Origin of the sequence: Magnetospirillum fulvum (assembly GCF_900108475.1) — a bacterium.
GTDB lineage: Bacteria > Pseudomonadota > Alphaproteobacteria > Rhodospirillales > Magnetospirillaceae > Phaeospirillum > Phaeospirillum fulvum_A.
In genome coordinates, this window is record NZ_FNWO01000002.1 from 247,329 (window position 1) to 262,582 (window position 15,254).

Here is a 15,254-nt window from a genome sequence, read left to right on the forward strand (position 1 = left end):
CTTTAGCCGAATCGGCCTGTAATATAACCCTGGGTCAGTTCCTTGGCGGGGGCGGTGAACACCTGTTCGGTCGCCCCCACTTCGATGATCGCCCCCAGATGGAAGAAGGCGGTGATCTGCGAGACTCGCGCCGCCTGTTGCATCGAGTGGGTGACGATGACGATGGTATAATGATCGCGCAAGGAATCGATCAGTTCCTCGATCTTGGCGGTGGCGATCGGGTCGAGCGCCGAGCAGGGCTCGTCCATCAAGATCACCTCGGGCCCGACCGCGATGGCGCGGGCGATGCACAGACGCTGCTGCTGACCGCCCGACAGGCCGGTCCCCTTGGTGCCGAGCCGGTCCTTGACCTCGTTCCACAATCCGGCGCTTTCCAGGCTGGATTGCACCACCGCATCCATGTCGGCCCCTTCGCGGCACAGCCCCATCAGGCGGGGACCGAAGGCGACGTTGTCATAGATTGTTTTGGGGAACGGATTGGGGCGCTGGAACACCATGCCGACGCGGGCGCGCAGCAGCACCGGATCAAGACCGCCTTGGCCATAGACCGGTTCGCCGTCCAGGGTGACCTCGCCCGTGACGCTGGCTCCGGGGATGGTGTCGTTCATCCGGTTGAGACAGCGCAGGAAGGTCGATTTACCGCAGCCCGACGGGCCGATCAACGCCGTCACCCGTCCGGCGGCAATGTCGAGATCGACGTCCTTCAGGGCGAGCTTGCCGCCATAGCGGACGGCCAGATGGCGGGCGGTCATCTTGGGGGAGGGGGGCCCTTGGTCGGGCATGCCGGGTTCCTTTGATCCTCGCGGTGACGATGTCACGCCCGGTTATAGCGGGCATCGGACCGGACGCAATTCGAAAAAGGTGAAGGATTCATGGCAAAGCGATTCGGGGCACCGGGAATCGGCGGGTGACATACGACCTTGCCCTACCTTGCCTTGGGCGACGCCAGCCCTCATTATGTGTAACACGATGAAAGCTGCCAACACGCGCCGCTCCTGGCGCCACGCCACCGCCGAGACGTCCCCCCAGCCCGAAGCCCGCCGTTGCGACCACCCTGGGTGCGATCAAACGGCCGAGCATCGGGCTCCGCGCTCGCGCGACCAGCTCGACGAGTATTACTGGTTCTGCCTCAATCACGTCCGCGCCTATAATTCGGCCTGGGATTACTATGCCGGGATGCCGCCCGAGGCGATCGAGGCCGAATTGCGCCGCGACAGCACCTGGCAGCGCCCGACCTGGCCGTTGGGACGTCAGGGGGCCAATCGCCGGTTTTCCTTTGTTGTCGATGATCCGTTCGACCTGTTCGACGACGCCGAGGCCGAGGCCCAGACGCGCAAGGCCCGCGCGGCGGCAACGCCCGAGGACGACGCGATGAAGCTGCTTGACCTGCGGCCGCCCTTGACCGCCGAGGGGCTGAAAGCCCGCTACAAGGCCCTGGTCAAGCGTCACCATCCCGACGCCAACGGCGGCGACAAGGATGCCGAGGAACGCTTCAAACAGATCAACCAAGCCTATCAAATCCTGAAGACCAGCCTGGACGTCTGACCGCGCCCAGCCGGACGATTCCCCTCAAGGACGATCGCATGACCTGCAAAACCCAGATCCCGCTCGCCTCGGACCATCCGATGGCCGAGCCCGACATCGAGATTTCCGCGCGTGACGTGTTCGGTCTCGACACCGATATGTTGGTGCCCGCCTTCAGCATGGGCAGCGAGCATGTCCCCGAAATCGACCCGTCCTACCGTTTCGATCCCGATACGACCCGCGCGGTTCTGGCCGGATTCACCTATAACCGCCGGGTGATGATCCAGGGCTATCACGGCACCGGCAAATCGACCCACATCGAGCAGGTGGCGGCGCGGCTGAACTGGCCCTGTATTCGCATCAATCTCGACAGCCATGTCAGCCGGATCGATCTGATCGGCAAGGACGCGATCGTGCTGAAGGACGGCCAGCAGATCACCGAATTCCGCGAAGGGATTTTGCCCTGGGCGCTGCAACATCCGTGCGCCCTGGTGTTCGACGAATACGATGCCGGTCGCCCCGACGTGATGTTCGTGATCCAGCGGGTGCTGGAAGTCGAAGGCCGCCTGACCCTGCTCGACCAGAACCGGGTGATCCGGCCGCATCCGGCCTTCCGTCTGTTCGCCACCGCCAACACGGTCGGTCTGGGCGACACCACCGGGCTCTATCACGGCACCCAGCAGATCAATCAGGGCCAGATGGACCGCTGGAACATCGTTGCGACGCTGAATTATCTCGAACACGACGCCGAATGCGCGATCATCGTCGCCAACCAGCCCGAGCTCGATAACGAGGCGGGCCGTGCCTTGGTGTCGAAGATGGTGATGCTGGCCGATCTCACCCGTACCGGCTTCATGAACGGCGATATCTCGACGGTGATGAGCCCGCGCACGGTGATCACCTGGGCCGAGAACACCCGGATTTTCGGCGACCGCGCCTTTGCCTTCCGCGTCACCTTCCTCAACAAGTGCGACGAGATCGAGCGGCCGGTCCTGGCCGAATATTACCAGCGTTGCTTCGGCGAGGATCTGCCCGAGGGACCGGCGCGGCAATTGGCCTGACGCGATGACCGTCCCCCCGCACCGTACCGACGGGCCGAAAATCGCCACCGGGCAGAGCGAAAGCCCGGCCGATCTGATCCGCCGCACCACCGCCGCGACGCTGAAGGCGGTGTCCGGCCGCATTGATGTCGAGGTCGATTACGGCGCCGGACAGGGCAGCGTGCGCGGTGCCGAGGTTCGCTTGCCGGCGTTGCCGCGCACCGTGCTGGCCTCTGATCTGGCCCGGCTGCGCGGCACCGCCGACATGGTGGCGCTGCGGCTGCGCTATCACGACGATTCCCTGCATCTGCGTCGGATGCCGCGCCAGCCCGAGGCCCGGCAGGTCTACGAGGCGGTCGAGCAGGCCCGGGTCGAGGCGCTGGGGACGCGGCGGATGGCCGGGGTTGCCGCCAATCTGGGCGAGTTGCTGGAAAGCCGGATTCTGGCCGAGGGATTGGACCGCGTCACCCGCCGCGATCAGGTTCCCCTGGCCGAAGCGGTGGCGTTGATCGCCCGCGAGCGTTTTTCCGGTCAGGTTCCGCCCACGTCGGCCCGTCATGCCGTCGATCTGTGGCGGACCGAGATCGAGACCAAGGCGGGCGCGGCGCTCGACCGGCTGAGCGGATTGCTGCGCGACCAGGACGCCTTTTCGCGTGGGCTGTTCGACCTCTTGCGCGAACTGGAGGTCGGCGGCGACCTTGAGTCCGAGTCCGGCGAGAACGGCGAGAGCGAAAGCAAAGCGGACAGTCCCGAGGCGGCGGCGGGTAAGGAATCCGACGATCAGGGCGAGGGCAGCGACGCGCCGTCCGATGGCACCGACGCCGAGGCGCCGGGGTCGGCAGGCGAGGCCGACGAGGACGAGGGCGGCGAAAGCGGCGACGAACTGACCTTGACCGGGGCCGGAATGGACGATCCCGGCGGCCCGTCGCGGGAACGGCGCGATCTGGGCGCGGCGAATGCGGGAGACGCGCCCTATCGTCCCTACACCACCCGGTTCGACCAGGTGGTGGGGGCCGAGGATTTGTGCGATGCCGAGGAATTGGGCCGTTTGCGCAGCCAACTCGACCAGCATCTGGCCCGGCTGCAAGGGGTGGTGTCGAAGCTGGCCAACCGGTTGCAACGCAAGCTGATGGCGCAGCAGACCCGGTCGTGGGCCTTCGACCTTGAGGAAGGAATCCTCGATACCGGGCGGCTGGCCCGGATCGTTGCCAACCCGACCCATTCGCTGTCGTTCAAGGTCGAGAAGGAAACCGAGTTCCGCGATACCGTCGTCTCGCTGCTGATCGACAATTCCGGCTCGATGCGGGGCCGCCCGATCACCGTCGCGGCGATGAGCGCCGACATCCTGGCCCGGACGCTGGAACGCTGCGGGGTCAAGGTCGAGGTGCTGGGCTTCACCACCAAGGCGTGGAAGGGCGGTCAGGCCCGCGAGGCGTGGCAGGCCGAGGGCAAACCCACCACGCCCGGTCGCCTCAACGATCTGCGCCACATCGTCTATAAGGCGGCCGATGCGCCGTGGCGGCGGGTGCGGCGCAATCTGGGCCTGATGCTGCGCGAAGGCATCTTGAAGGAGAACATCGACGGCGAGGCGCTGCTGTGGGCGCACGACCGGCTGCTGGGACGGCCCGAACTGCGCAAGATCCTGATGGTGATCTCGGACGGTGCCCCGGTCGATGATTCCACTTTGTCGGCCAATTCCGGCAACATTCTCGAAAAGCATCTGCGCGAGGTGATCGCGACGATCGAGACCCGCTCGCCGGTCGAACTGGCGGCGATCGGAATCGGCCACGACGTCACACGCTATTACCGTCGCGCCGTCACCATCACCGATGCCGAGGAATTGGGCGGAACGATGATGCAACAACTGGCTGACCTGTTCAATGACGGGCAGGCGGTTGGGGGGCGCCGAATCCGGTAGACAGCGGCGGAAGCGGGAGTGATTCTAGCGGAATGGTCGTACTTCCACGTCCCAGGATTTTGCTTGCCATCGTCGCGATCGTTACCCTGCTGGGTGGGGTTGGCGGCCTTGTCGCCATTTCCTGGCTCGACCGCGAGGCGACCTTGGCCGAAGCCAGCGACCGGTTGCGGCTGTCGTCGCGGCTGGCCGAAAGCCATGTCCGCGCCTTGAACCAGGCCGGGCAGGAGGTTCTGGCCCGGATCGGCGATTATTATCTCCACAATCCCAGCGGGTCCGGGATCAGGCCCTGGCTGGCGACTCTGGTCGAGGACGTCCCCTATATCGAGGCGGTGCGGATCGAAAACGCCAAGGGCGATCCCATCATCTCGACCGACAATGCGTTGCCGCCCAGCGAGATCGAACTGGCCGACATCCGCACCGCGTTGTCGCAGCCGGGGCGGACGGTGATCGGCACCTTGCCGCCCGAAGCCCGCTCCGGCGGGCATACCATCGTGCTGACCCGCGCCTTTTCCGGTCCGTCCGGTCGGGCGCTGGGGGTGGCGCGGATTCTGGTGTCGGTGTCCTATTTCAACGATATGTATCGCGGTCTCAATCCGCCGCCCGGCGCGGTGTTCTCGGTTCTGCGCCGCGACGGGATGGTGATCGCCCGCTATCCGATGATGTCCGGGGTGAACCGGCTCGACAGCGCGATCCATCCCTTCACCAAATTCGCCCAGACTTCGGAAGGGGTGTACCGCGCCGTGTCGGTGGTCGATGGCGGCGAGCGGTTGGCCTCGTACCGCGTTTTGCCCGATCTCGATCTGGTGGTCACCGCCGGGCTGCTGGTCGATACCGTGTTCCATGGCTGGCAGGTGCGGACCCAGCACGCGACGGCGCTGGTGGCGGTGGCGTTGCTGTTCGTGCTGGGGCTGACGGCGGTGGCGGATGAAAGCATGCGCCACGAATTCCGCCTGCTCCGCTCGGTCAAGCAAAAGGCCGACGAACTGGCCGCCGCGCTGGCCGACAAAGACGTGCTGTTCCAGGAAGTCCATCACCGGGTCAAAAACAATCTTCAGGTGATTTCCAGCCTGCTGACGATGCAGTCGCTCCATGTCCGTGACGAGGTCGCCCGCAACACCTTAAAGGACGCGCTTGACCGCATTCATTCGATGGGGCTGGTCCATCAAACCCTGTACGAGCGCAATCTGGCCGCCAATGTCGATCTCGGCGCCTATTTCGGTCGGTTGGCCGAGGCGCTGGCGGGCAGCTACGGTTCGGGCAAGGGCGGCGTCACCGTCGAGGTCGATGCCAGCGGGACTCTGGAACTGGAACGGGCGGTGCCGCTGGGGATGCTGGCCAACGAGGCGCTGTCGAACGCGTTGAAACATGCCTTCGCCGACGGCCGTCACGGCATCGTCCGGGTGTCGCTCCATCGCGACAGCGGGCGCTGGCGGCTGGTGGTCCAAGACGATGGCAGCGGCATTCCCGACGAGCCGGGGCGCGGCATCGGGTTCGGTCTGATCCGCGCCCTGTCGCGGCAATTGGGCGGCACGGTCGATTTCGCCGCCGTACCGGGCGGTGGGACGATGGTTACGATCGACTTCCCGGCCTGACGGAGTCCCCGTCTCGCCTTCCCCGCTACTCTGCCGCCCGCGATTTCGGGTCGGCGCTGCGCTGTTCCTTCAGTGCCGCGAGCAAGGTGACGCGGATACGCTCCAGCTTGCGCTCGTGCTCGACCTTATGGCCGAACACGTCCTTGACGTAAAAGACATCGACGACCCGCTCGCCATAGGTCGAGATATGGGCCGACGAGATTTGCAGCCCCAACTGGGTCATTGCCGAGGTGATGTCATACAGCAGGCCCGGCCGATCGCGACCGTTGATCTCGATCACGGTGTGCGAGCGCGACGGCTTGTTATCGACCAGCACGCGGGGCGGCACCTTGAAGACGTGGGCGCGGCTGGGCAGGTTGCCTTTGCGCGCGGCCAGTTCCTGGGCCAGTCGCAGGCGGCCGGACAGCACCTGTTCGATCGTTCCGGCCAGACGCTCCAGCTTGGCCGGGCTGTCGAACGGCGACCCCTCGGAATCCTGGATGAAGAAGGTGTCGAGTGCCATCCCGTTGGTCAGGGTGATGATCTTGGCATCGACGATATTGGCTCCCGAAACCGCCATCGCCCCGGCGATCTGCGAGAACAAGCCGGGATGGTCGCCGGTATAGACCACGATTTCGGTGACGGCGCGCTGGGCGTCGATCCGGGGTTCGATCGTCAGCGGCGCGCCGGTGATCTCGGCCTCGCGCACCAGACGGGCGTGGCGGCATTGGGTGGCGGTGTCGCAGCCGGTCCAATAGCCGGGATAGCCCCGGGCCAGATGAGCCTCGATCTCGCTCTGCGGCCAGCCTTGGCGCAGCAATTCGACCCGCAACGCGTCCTGGGCCGCCTTGACCCGGGTGGAATGGGCCAGCCCGGCCAGACCGCCGGTCATCACCTCCATCGTGCGGTGGAACAGTTCGCGCAGCAGCCCGGCTTTCCAGGCGTTCCACACCGTCGGCCCCACCGCGCGGATGTCGGCGACGGTCAGGCACAGCAGCAGCCGCAATCGTTCGGGTGATTGCACCAGGGCGACGAAATCCTGGATCGTCTTGGAATCGTCGATGTCGCGCTTGAAGGCGACGCGGGTGAAGGCGAGGTGGTGACGCACCAGCCACGAGACGGTCTCGGTTTCCTCGTCGGTCAGGCCCAGGCGCGGCCCCAGCTTCAGCGCGACGTCGGCCCCGATCTGGGAATGGTCGCCGCCGCGTCCCTTGGCGATGTCATGGAGGAAGGTGGCGACATAGAGCGCCTTGCGCGAGCTGATCTGGTGGATCACTTCCGAGGCGGCGGGGGCCTCCTCGGTCAGGTCGCCGCTCTCGATCGAATGGAGGATGCCCAGCGCCTGGAGGGTGTGCTCATCGACGGTGAAGACGTGGTACATGTCGTATTGCATCTGCGCCACCACCCGACCGAAATCGGGCAGGAAGCGGCCGAGAACCCCGGCCTCGTTCATATGGCGCAGCGCCACCTCGGGATTCTTGCGCGAGGTCAGCATCTCGACGAACAGCCGGTTGGCGTCGGGATCGAAGCGCAACGTCGAGCCGATCCGCTTCAGATTGCGGTGGATCAATTCCAGCGCCCGGGGGTGGATATCGACGTCGTTTTCCAGCGCGGCATGGAACAGCCGGATCATCGCGCCGGGATCGGTCTCGAACTGATCGGGGGCGGCGACATCGAGCCGTCCCCCTTCCTGAACGAAGCCATCCAGCATCGTCTTGCGCGCGAACAGCCGCCGGAACGGCAGACGACGGGGCTTGCGCCGGTGCCGCTCCTCGACCAGGGCGCAGACCAGCCGGGTCAGATCGCCGACATCCTTGGCGATCAGGAAGTAATGCTTCATGAAGCGCTCGACCCCGCGCGAGCCGGGGCGATCGACATATTGCATCCGCCTTGCGATTTCGGGCTGAACGTCGAAGGTCAGCCGGTCCTCGGGCCGGTCGGTCAGATAATGGAGATGACAGCGCACCGTCCACAGGAACGCCTGATCCTTGGCGAAATGGCTGGCGGCCTGGGCGCTGATGATCCCGGCTTCGGCCAGTTCGTCGATTCCGGCCACGCCGTACATGTCGCGGGCGATCCAGAACAGGGTGTGCAGGTCGCGCAGGGCGCCCTTGCCTTCCTTGATATTGGGTTCCAGCACATAGCGGGAATCGCCCATCTGGGCGTGGCGGGCATCGCGTTCGGACAGCTTGGATTCGATGAATTCGACGCCGGAATTGGACATCACCTCGGCGCGATAGCGGGCCTGCAACTCGGCGAACAGATCCTGGTCGCCCCACAGCCAGCGCATTTCCAGCAGCGCGGTGCGGACGGTCAGATCTTCCTTCGCACCGCGGATGCATTCCTCGGCCGAGCGGGTCGATTGGCCGACCTTCAGCCCGAGATCCCACAGCATGTAAAGAATGAACTCGACCATCTGCTCGTGATAGGGCACCCGCTTATAGGGCAGCAGGAACAGCAGATCGACGTCGGAATGGGGCGCCAGTTCGCCCCGTCCATAGCCCCCCACCGCGACCAGGGTCATCGTTTCGCCCAGGGTGCGGACGCTTTGGGGAAATTCGTGGTCGGCGGCGAAATCGTGGATCAGCCGGACCAACTGGTCGATCAGAAAACAGCCTTCGCGCACCGTCTGCGACCCGTCGCCGCTCTGGTCGAACCGGCGGCGGATTTCGGTTCTACCCTCGGCCAGCACCTGCTTGAATAATTCCAGCACCTTCCCCCGGCGGCGGTTGCGGGGCAGATCGTCCAACGCCAACGCGTCGAGCCGGGCCAAGACGGCCCGGCGGTTGATGATGGCACGCTGAGAGATGATGCGGGGCATGGCTGGGGCGTTTCGTCCGGGGAAATCAACGGGGCAGTATAGGAACCGCCGTACCCTGCCCGCCAGCCGAATCGATTTGAACCTGGGAAAAGGACACCGAGGCCAAAGGCCGAAGGACTTTTTCACGACCGACTTTATCGTCCGGTATCAGCCCCTCGCAAGCCGGGTCTAAAAACGATAGCTTGTGGCGGGTTCGGGGATAAAGCCCCGACAAGGGAGTGCGGCGGCTCTTCGCTGCTGCTTGGGGAGACGTAAGTCCGGTGAACCTTTTAATGTCATGCAGCGCGTTGATCGACGGGCTCAACCAGCGGGTCGGACGTAGCGTCCGATGGCTGATTCTGGCGATGGTGGTGGTGTGTGCCGCGACCGCAATGATGCGCTATCTGTTCAATGTCGGCTCTAACGCCTGGCTTGAAGTGCAATGGTATCTGTTCGCGGCAGTGTTTCTGCTGGGAGCGGGCGACACTTTGCGGCGTAACGAGCATATCCGGATCGACATCTTGTCCCAGCGCTTGACCCGGCGCGGCCAAGCCTGGGTCGATATCATCGGAACCGTGCTGTTCCTGGTGCCGATGGCGACGATCATCATCGTCCTGTCCTGGCCGATGGTGACGGCGTCGTATCTGCAAGGCGAAGTGTCGAGCGACGCGGGCGGCCTGCTGCGCTGGCCGGTCAAGCTGCTGATCCCGGCCGGGTTCGCGCTGCTGCTGCTGCAAGGTCTGTCGGAACTGATCAAAAAGGCGGCGATCCTGACCGGGCATAGTCCCGATCCGGCCGCGTCCGATCCCGGCCCGGCCAGCCCCACGGCGGGAGGCGCGCTGTGACCGCCTTCATCATCGCCAATATCGCGCCGCTGATGTTTGGGGCGCTGGTGCTGTTCCTGCTGTTCGGCTATCCGGTCGCCTTTGCGCTTGCCGCCAACGGTATCTTGTTCGGCCTGATCGGGATCGGGCTCGATCTGCTGACGCCCTCGCTGTTCCAGGCCCTGCCCGAGCGGGTGTTCGGGATCATGCGCAACGACACCCTGCTGGCGGTGCCGTTTTTTACCTTCATGGGGCTGATCCTCGAACGCAGCGGGATGGCCGAGGATCTGCTCGACACGATCGGCCAGTTGTTCGGCCCGATTCGCGGTGGGCTGGCCTATGCGGTGATCCTGGTCGGGGCCTTGCTGGCGGCGACCACCGGGGTGGTGGCGGCCTCGGTGATCTCGATGGGGCTGATCTCGCTGCCGATCATGCTGCGCTATGGCTATGACGCTCGCGTCGCCACTGGGGTGATCGCCGCCTCAGGCACGCTGGCCCAGATCATTCCGCCCTCGCTGGTGCTGATCATCATGGCCGATCAGTTGGGCCGTTCGGTCGGCGACATGTATCAGGGCGCGCTGGCTCCCGGCCTGCTGCTGACCGCGCTTTATGCCGGGTATGTCCTGCTGATCAGTGTCGTCTATCCCAAGGCGGTACCGGCCTTGCCGCTGTCGGCCCGCACCCTGCACGGTCTGCCGCTGGTCGGGCGGGTGGTCACCGCTTTGCTGCCGCCGCTGGTGCTGATCTTCCTGGTGCTGGGGACGATCTTCCTCGGCATCGCGACCCCGACCGAAGGCGGCGCGATGGGCGCGGCCGGAGCCCTGGGGCTGGCGGTGATCCGGCGGAAGTTAAGCTGGGCGCGGCTGTCCCAGGCGATGGAGAGCACGGCGCGTCTGTCGTCCTTCGTGCTGTTCATCCTGATCGGCTCGACGGTGTTCGGTCTGGTGTTCCGGGGCGTTAACGGTGACCTTTGGGTCGAGCATCTGCTGACCGCCCTGCCGGGAGGCGCGGTCGGCTTTCTGGTCGTCACCAATCTGCTGATCTTCGTGCTGGCCTTCTTCCTCGATTTCTTCGAACTGGCCTTCATCCTGGTGCCGCTCTTGGCCCCGGTCGCCGACAAGCTGGGGATCGACCTGATCTGGTTCGGGGTGCTGCTGGCGGTCAACATGCAGACCTCGTTCATGCATCCGCCGTTCGGGTTCGCCCTGTTCTTCCTGCGCAGCGTCGCGCCGCGCACCGACACGATCGACAAGATCACCGGGCGGCTGATTCCCAAGGTCACCACCGGCCAGATTTATTGGGGGGCGGTGCCGTTCGTGCTGATCCAGTTGGTGATGGTCGGTCTGGTGATCGCCTTCCCCAATCTGGTGCTGGGCTCGATCGACAAGGCCGAGGCGGTCGATGCCTCGAAGGTGCAGATCGAAATTCAGCAGGAAGATTACGGCGGCAGCCCCGCCGAATCGCAATAGAAACAGCGAGGGAGCCGGACCCCGGCTCCCTCGTCTGCTTTTGCCGTGCCTATTTCTTCGGAATTCCGTTCAAGACGAAATTGTCGAAGCCGTATTCGGCGACGCGGAACCACGAGCGCTGTTCCTCCAGGAACGCGCTCCAATGCTCGAACACCTTCTTGAAGGCGGGATTGCTGGCGACATCCTCGGCATAGGTCTGCTGCGCCGCCTTGTAACAGGCCTGCATGATCTCCTTCGAGAACGGGCGCAGCTTGGCCCCGTTGGCGACCAGCCGCTTCAGCGCGGGCGGATTCAGCACATCGTACTTCGTGCTCATATGCAGGTTGGCGTCGGCGCAGGCGGATTCAAAGATCGCCTGATAGGTCTTGGGCAGCTTTTCCCACGCGGCGATGTTGACCAGCATCGTCACGGTCGGGCCGCCTTCCCACCAGCCGGGATAGTAGTAATAGGGCGCGACCTTGTAGAAGCCGAGCTTCTCGTCGTCGGCCGGGCCGACCCATTCGGCGCCGTCGATGGTGCCTTTTTCCAGAGCGGGATAGACGTCGCTGCCCGCCAGTTGCTGCGGCACGACGCCAAGCTTGGTCAGCACCCGTCCGGCATAGCCAGCGATCCGGAACTTCAGCCCCTTCAGATCATCGACGGTTTTGATTTCCTTGCGGAACCAACCGCCCATCTGGGTTCCGGTATTCCCGGCGGGGAAGTTGATGACGTTGTAGGCGCGGAAGAAATCGCGCATCAGTTCCAGCCCGCCGCCTTGATACAGCCAGGCGTTCTGCTGCCGGGTGTTGGAGCCGAACGGCATCGTCGATTCAAAGCCGAAGGTCGGATCCTTGCCGACATAGTAATAGCTGACGGTGTGGCCGCACTCGACGGTTCCGGCCTGGACGGTGTCGAGCACCTGAAGGCCGGGGACCAGTTCGCCCGCGGCAAAGCTGCGGATCTGGAACTTGCCGTCGGTGGCCTCGGCGACCCGCCGGGTGATGTATTCGCCGGTGCCGAACAGGGTTTCCAGGCTTTTGGGAAAGCTCGATGCCAGCCGCCATTTGATCTCGGGCTGGGTCTGGGCCAGTGCCGGGGCGGCGAGCGTGCTTGCCGCCGCGCCCAACGCCGCAGAGGTCAGAAAAGTCCGTCGTTCCATCCAACGTCTCCTCGATTTCGTCGTTCCGGGACGCAGCGAAGCGGCCCCGGTTCAAGCATCCCCCATCCTACAGCAACGCACGCGCTTCGCCAGCAGAGGCGCTTGACGGCCGGGTCGGCGGAGGTCTATCACTGAACCCGTGGTGATTTGTCCGACCGGATTGCGGCCACGTTAAAAAAACCGCTAAAGAGGTCCGGCTCCGATTATGGAGCCACGGTGCCTCAGAGCGCGGCCATTTGCCGGTCAGACCAGCAGAATGTGCATGCCTTAAGGAGGCAAGACCGATGAGCGACCGACTTCCCCCCGATCCGAAAAGCTGGACCCCCCAGACCCGTGCCATCCGCGCCGGATTGTCCCGCACCGGCTTTCACGAGACGTCCGAAGCCCTGTTCATGACCTCGGGCTATGTCTATGACAGCGCCCAGGAAGCCGAAGAGAGCTTCGACGGGACGCGCGATCGGATGGTCTATTCCCGCTTTCGCAATCCGACGGTGGCGGCGTTCGAGGACCGTCTGGCCGCGATCGAGGGGGCCGAGGCCTGCCGCGCCACCGCGTCGGGGATGGCGGCGGTGCATTGTGCCCTGCTGTGCCAGTTGAAGGCGGGCGACCGGCTGGTGGCGTCCCGTTCGCTGTTCGGCTCGTCGCAATGGATCATCGACGAATTGCTGCCCCGGTTCGGGATCGAGCGCGAGTTCGTCGATTGCGGCGATCTGCCCGGCTGGGAACGGGCGCTGTCCCGCCCCACCGCCTGCGTGCTGATCGAGACGCCGTCGAACCCGACGCTGGAGATTATCGACATTCCCGCGGTGGCCGAATTGACCCACCGTGCCGGGGGACGGCTGGTGGTCGATAACGTCTTCGCCACCCCGATCCTGCAAAGCCCGCTGGAGCTGGGGGCCGATGTCGTCGTCTATTCCGCCACCAAGCATATCGACGGCCAGGGCCGTTGCCTGGGTGGCGCGATCCTGGGCGATGCCGCCTTCTGCAACGATGTGCTGGGGCCGTATCTGCGCCATACCGGCCCGGTGATGTCGCCGTTCAATGCCTGGCTGCTGTTGAAGGGGCTGGAGACGCTGGGTCTGCGGGTCGAGCGTCAGTCCGCCAACGCCCTGGCCCTGGCCCAGTTGCTCGACGGCCATCCTGCCGTCGCCCGTGCCCTGTATCCCGCTCTGGCCAGCCATCCCCAGCACGATCTGGCGATGCGGCAGATGCGGGGCGGCGGGACGATGATCGCGCTGGAGCTGAAGGGCGGCAAGGCGGCGGCCTACCGGCTGCTTGACGCGCTCCGCCTGATCGACATCTCGAACAATCTGGGCGACGCCAAAAGCCTGATCACCCATCCCTGGACCACCACCCACCAGCGCCTGACCGCCGAGGACAAGCTGGCGATGGGGATCGGCGAGGGGATGCTGCGCTTGTCGGTCGGGCTCGAGGACGTCGTCGATTTGACCGCCGATCTAGGGGCCGCGCTCGATTCAGCCCTGGGCTGATACCGATAAGGCTGGGTTGGAACCGGACAAAAGAATAGAGTGGAGGGGGTGAGTTGGCGGGGTGCCGCCGCCTCATCCCCGCTTGGCCCCGTCCGGTTCGAGGAGGCTCCCCCCGCCATGTACAGCCACACTACCCGCGACATCACGGTGACGGTGCGTCCGTTTTTTCTCGAAGAGCAATCGGCTCCGGACGAGGGCCGCTATGTCTGGGCCTATCGTATCCGCATCGAGAATTTCAGCCCGCGCACCGTCCAATTGCTCAACCGCCACTGGATCATCACCGACGCCGCCGGATGCAGCCAGGACGTCCGCGGAGCGGGCGTCGTCGGCGCCCAGCCGGTGCTTCGCCCCGGCGAGAGTTTCGAATATACCAGCGGCGCGCCGCTCGCGACTCCGTCCGGGATCATGCACGGCAGCTACGAAATGGAAAGCGAGGGGGGCGAACGCTTCGAGATCGTCATCCCCGCCTTTTCGCTGGACAGCCCGCACGACCGGCCCAGCCTTAACTGATTGTACGGAGGTTCTCTCCCGTGACCGCAGACGACACCCCCCGGCGTCCGCTTTCCTCTCCCGTTGCGACGGTTTTGTCGCGGCCCTCCCGCGCCGAGGCCGAAGCGGCAGTCCGTACCCTGATCCGCTGGGCGGGTGACGATCCCGAGCGCGAAGGGTTGGTCGGCACCCCCGATCGGGTTACCCGCGCCTACGAGGAATTCTTCTCGGGCTACGAACAGGATCCGGTCGATATCCTGCACCGCACCTTCGAGGAAACCGACGGCTATGACGAGGTGGTGCTGCTGCGCGACATCCGCCTCGAATCCCATTGCGAGCACCACATGGTGCCGATCATCGGCGTTGCCCATGTCGCCTATCTGCCCGACCGTCGCGTCGTGGGGATTTCCAAGCTGGCCCGGGTTGTCGAGGTCTATGCTCGGCGGCTTCAGATTCAGGAAAAGCTGACCGCCCAGATCGCCAACACCATCAACGAGGTGTTGCAGCCGAAGGGCGTCGCGGTGGTGATCGAGGCAGCCCACCAATGTATGACGACGCGGGGCGTCCGCAAGGCCGGGGTAACGATGGTCACCAGCCGGATGCTCGGCGTGTTCCGCGACGATTCGGAAACAAGGCGCGAGTTCATGGCGCTGATTCAGTCGCGGCGCGGATTGGGCTGAGTCCGCCCGCTCTGGGGGGCGACCCTCTCGCCTACTTGTCCGCCTTCGGCACCGGAGCATCCTCGGTATGGCCATATTTGGCGTTGAGGCGGTCGGTGCAGGCGGTCTGGTCTGGGCCGGTCAGCGGGCCGCAATTGCCCTGCCAATCGTCGGCATAGGTGCCGGTGATGCGCAAAGCGGGGTCGCTCGCCGCCGCCGGGGCCGGATCGCTGCTCTGCTGGCGCAGAGCCAGCGCGACAACGATCGCGACGATCAGGGCCAGGGCGATACCAACACGCAAAACGATTCGTTTCATGGCGGTTCCTTGGCGA

13 protein-coding genes and 1 riboswitch are annotated in these 15,254 nt (G+C 65.0%); of the genes, 9 read left to right on the plus strand and 4 right to left on the minus strand.

The genetic code is table 11. From position 1 onward, the window contains the following. Positions 1-2: 2 nt before the first annotated feature. Positions 3-782, minus strand: coding sequence for a phosphate ABC transporter ATP-binding protein PstB (gene pstB / locus BLW40_RS03405; protein ID WP_074765541.1), 780 nt, complete (start codon positions 780-782; stop codon positions 3-5). A 187-nt stretch (positions 783-969) separates the two neighbouring features. Here pstB and BLW40_RS03410 point away from each other — a divergent pair, with 187 nt between their 5' ends. From BLW40_RS03410 to BLW40_RS03425, 4 genes are read left to right on the plus strand one after another with little or no spacing between them, the layout of a single operon-like run. Then, positions 970-1,545 carry a J domain-containing protein gene (locus BLW40_RS03410; RefSeq protein ID WP_244511032.1) on the plus strand — a complete coding sequence of 192 codons (576 nt, stop codon included), beginning with the start codon at positions 970-972 and terminating at the stop codon, positions 1,543-1,545. Between the two features lie 38 nt (positions 1,546-1,583). Then, complete coding sequence (gene cobS, locus BLW40_RS03415; RefSeq protein WP_074765545.1) at positions 1,584-2,585, plus strand: cobaltochelatase subunit CobS; 1,002 nt, start codon at positions 1,584-1,586, stop codon at positions 2,583-2,585. 4 nt (positions 2,586-2,589) lie between these two features. Next, on the plus strand, positions 2,590-4,482 hold the full coding sequence (cobT, locus tag BLW40_RS03420; RefSeq protein WP_074765547.1) for a cobaltochelatase subunit CobT: 1,893 nt from the start codon (positions 2,590-2,592) through the stop codon (positions 4,480-4,482). Between the two features lie 32 nt (positions 4,483-4,514). Next, the gene (locus BLW40_RS03425; RefSeq protein WP_083386598.1) at positions 4,515-6,074 is read left to right on the plus strand and encodes a sensor histidine kinase; all 1,560 of its coding nucleotides are present in this window, start codon (positions 4,515-4,517) and stop codon (positions 6,072-6,074) included. Between the two features lie 25 nt (positions 6,075-6,099). Here the strand turns inward: BLW40_RS03425 and BLW40_RS03430 are convergent, their stop codons facing one another. After that, positions 6,100-8,874 (minus strand): [protein-PII] uridylyltransferase, encoded by a 2,775-nt coding sequence (locus tag BLW40_RS03430; RefSeq protein ID WP_074765549.1) that lies wholly within the window; start codon positions 8,872-8,874, stop codon positions 6,100-6,102. Between the two features lie 260 nt (positions 8,875-9,134). Here BLW40_RS03430 and BLW40_RS03435 point away from each other — a divergent pair, with 260 nt between their 5' ends. Next, a complete protein-coding gene (locus BLW40_RS03435) occupies positions 9,135-9,698 on the plus strand; it encodes a TRAP transporter small permease subunit (protein ID WP_083386599.1) in 564 nt (187 codons plus the stop codon). Next, on the plus strand, positions 9,695-11,146 hold the full coding sequence (locus BLW40_RS03440) for a TRAP transporter large permease (protein WP_139305472.1): 1,452 nt from the start codon (positions 9,695-9,697) through the stop codon (positions 11,144-11,146). Before BLW40_RS03435 ends, BLW40_RS03440 begins: the two co-directional genes overlap by 4 nt. Positions 11,147-11,195: 49 nt before the next feature. On the opposite strand, the gene BLW40_RS03445 is transcribed toward BLW40_RS03440, so the two are convergent. After that, complete coding sequence (locus BLW40_RS03445; RefSeq protein ID WP_074765554.1) at positions 11,196-12,284, minus strand: TRAP transporter substrate-binding protein; 1,089 nt, start codon at positions 12,282-12,284, stop codon at positions 11,196-11,198. Between the two features lie 129 nt (positions 12,285-12,413). Continuing rightward, positions 12,414-12,492, plus strand: a riboswitch (SAM riboswitch). Positions 12,493-12,568: 76 nt separating this feature from the next. Between BLW40_RS03445 and metZ the strand changes: the two genes are divergently transcribed. The 3 genes from metZ to folE all read left to right on the plus strand — a co-directional run bounded on the left by metZ (position 12,569) and on the right by folE (position 14,943). Beyond that, on the plus strand, positions 12,569-13,774 hold the full coding sequence (metZ, locus tag BLW40_RS03450) for an O-succinylhomoserine sulfhydrylase (protein WP_074765556.1): 1,206 nt from the start codon (positions 12,569-12,571) through the stop codon (positions 13,772-13,774). 117 nt (positions 13,775-13,891) lie between these two features. Next, positions 13,892-14,284 carry a Co2+/Mg2+ efflux protein ApaG gene (apaG, locus tag BLW40_RS03455; RefSeq protein ID WP_074765558.1) on the plus strand — a complete coding sequence of 131 codons (393 nt, stop codon included), beginning with the start codon at positions 13,892-13,894 and terminating at the stop codon, positions 14,282-14,284. 20 nt (positions 14,285-14,304) lie between these two features. Further along, complete coding sequence (gene folE, locus BLW40_RS03460; protein ID WP_074765560.1) at positions 14,305-14,943, plus strand: GTP cyclohydrolase I FolE; 639 nt, start codon at positions 14,305-14,307, stop codon at positions 14,941-14,943. Between the two features lie 31 nt (positions 14,944-14,974). On the opposite strand, the gene BLW40_RS03465 is transcribed toward folE, so the two are convergent. Further along, complete coding sequence (locus tag BLW40_RS03465) at positions 14,975-15,238, minus strand: hypothetical protein (protein WP_074765562.1); 264 nt, start codon at positions 15,236-15,238, stop codon at positions 14,975-14,977. Between the last annotated feature and the right edge of the window lie 16 nt (positions 15,239-15,254).

Excerpts from the sequence above, each read along its gene's own strand:
- pstB (WP_074765541.1), bottom strand. The coding sequence starts at position 782 with ATGCCCGACCAAGGGCCCCCCTCCCCCAAGATGACCGCCCGCCATCTG.
- apaG (WP_074765558.1), top strand. The coding sequence starts at position 13,892 with ATGTACAGCCACACTACCCGCGACATCACGGTGACGGTGCGTCCGTTT.
- BLW40_RS03430 (WP_074765549.1), bottom strand. The coding sequence starts at position 8,874 with ATGCCCCGCATCATCTCTCAGCGTGCCATCATCAACCGCCGGGCCGTC.
- cobS (WP_074765545.1), top strand. The coding sequence starts at position 1,584 with ATGACCTGCAAAACCCAGATCCCGCTCGCCTCGGACCATCCGATGGCC.
- cobT (WP_074765547.1), top strand. The coding sequence starts at position 2,590 with ATGACCGTCCCCCCGCACCGTACCGACGGGCCGAAAATCGCCACCGGG.
- BLW40_RS03410 (WP_244511032.1), top strand. The coding sequence starts at position 970 with ATGAAAGCTGCCAACACGCGCCGCTCCTGGCGCCACGCCACCGCCGAG.
- BLW40_RS03425 (WP_083386598.1), top strand. The coding sequence starts at position 4,515 with ATGGTCGTACTTCCACGTCCCAGGATTTTGCTTGCCATCGTCGCGATC.
- BLW40_RS03465 (WP_074765562.1), bottom strand. The coding sequence starts at position 15,238 with ATGAAACGAATCGTTTTGCGTGTTGGTATCGCCCTGGCCCTGATCGTC.
- BLW40_RS03445 (WP_074765554.1), bottom strand. The coding sequence starts at position 12,284 with ATGGAACGACGGACTTTTCTGACCTCTGCGGCGTTGGGCGCGGCGGCA.
- metZ (WP_074765556.1), top strand. The coding sequence starts at position 12,569 with ATGAGCGACCGACTTCCCCCCGATCCGAAAAGCTGGACCCCCCAGACC.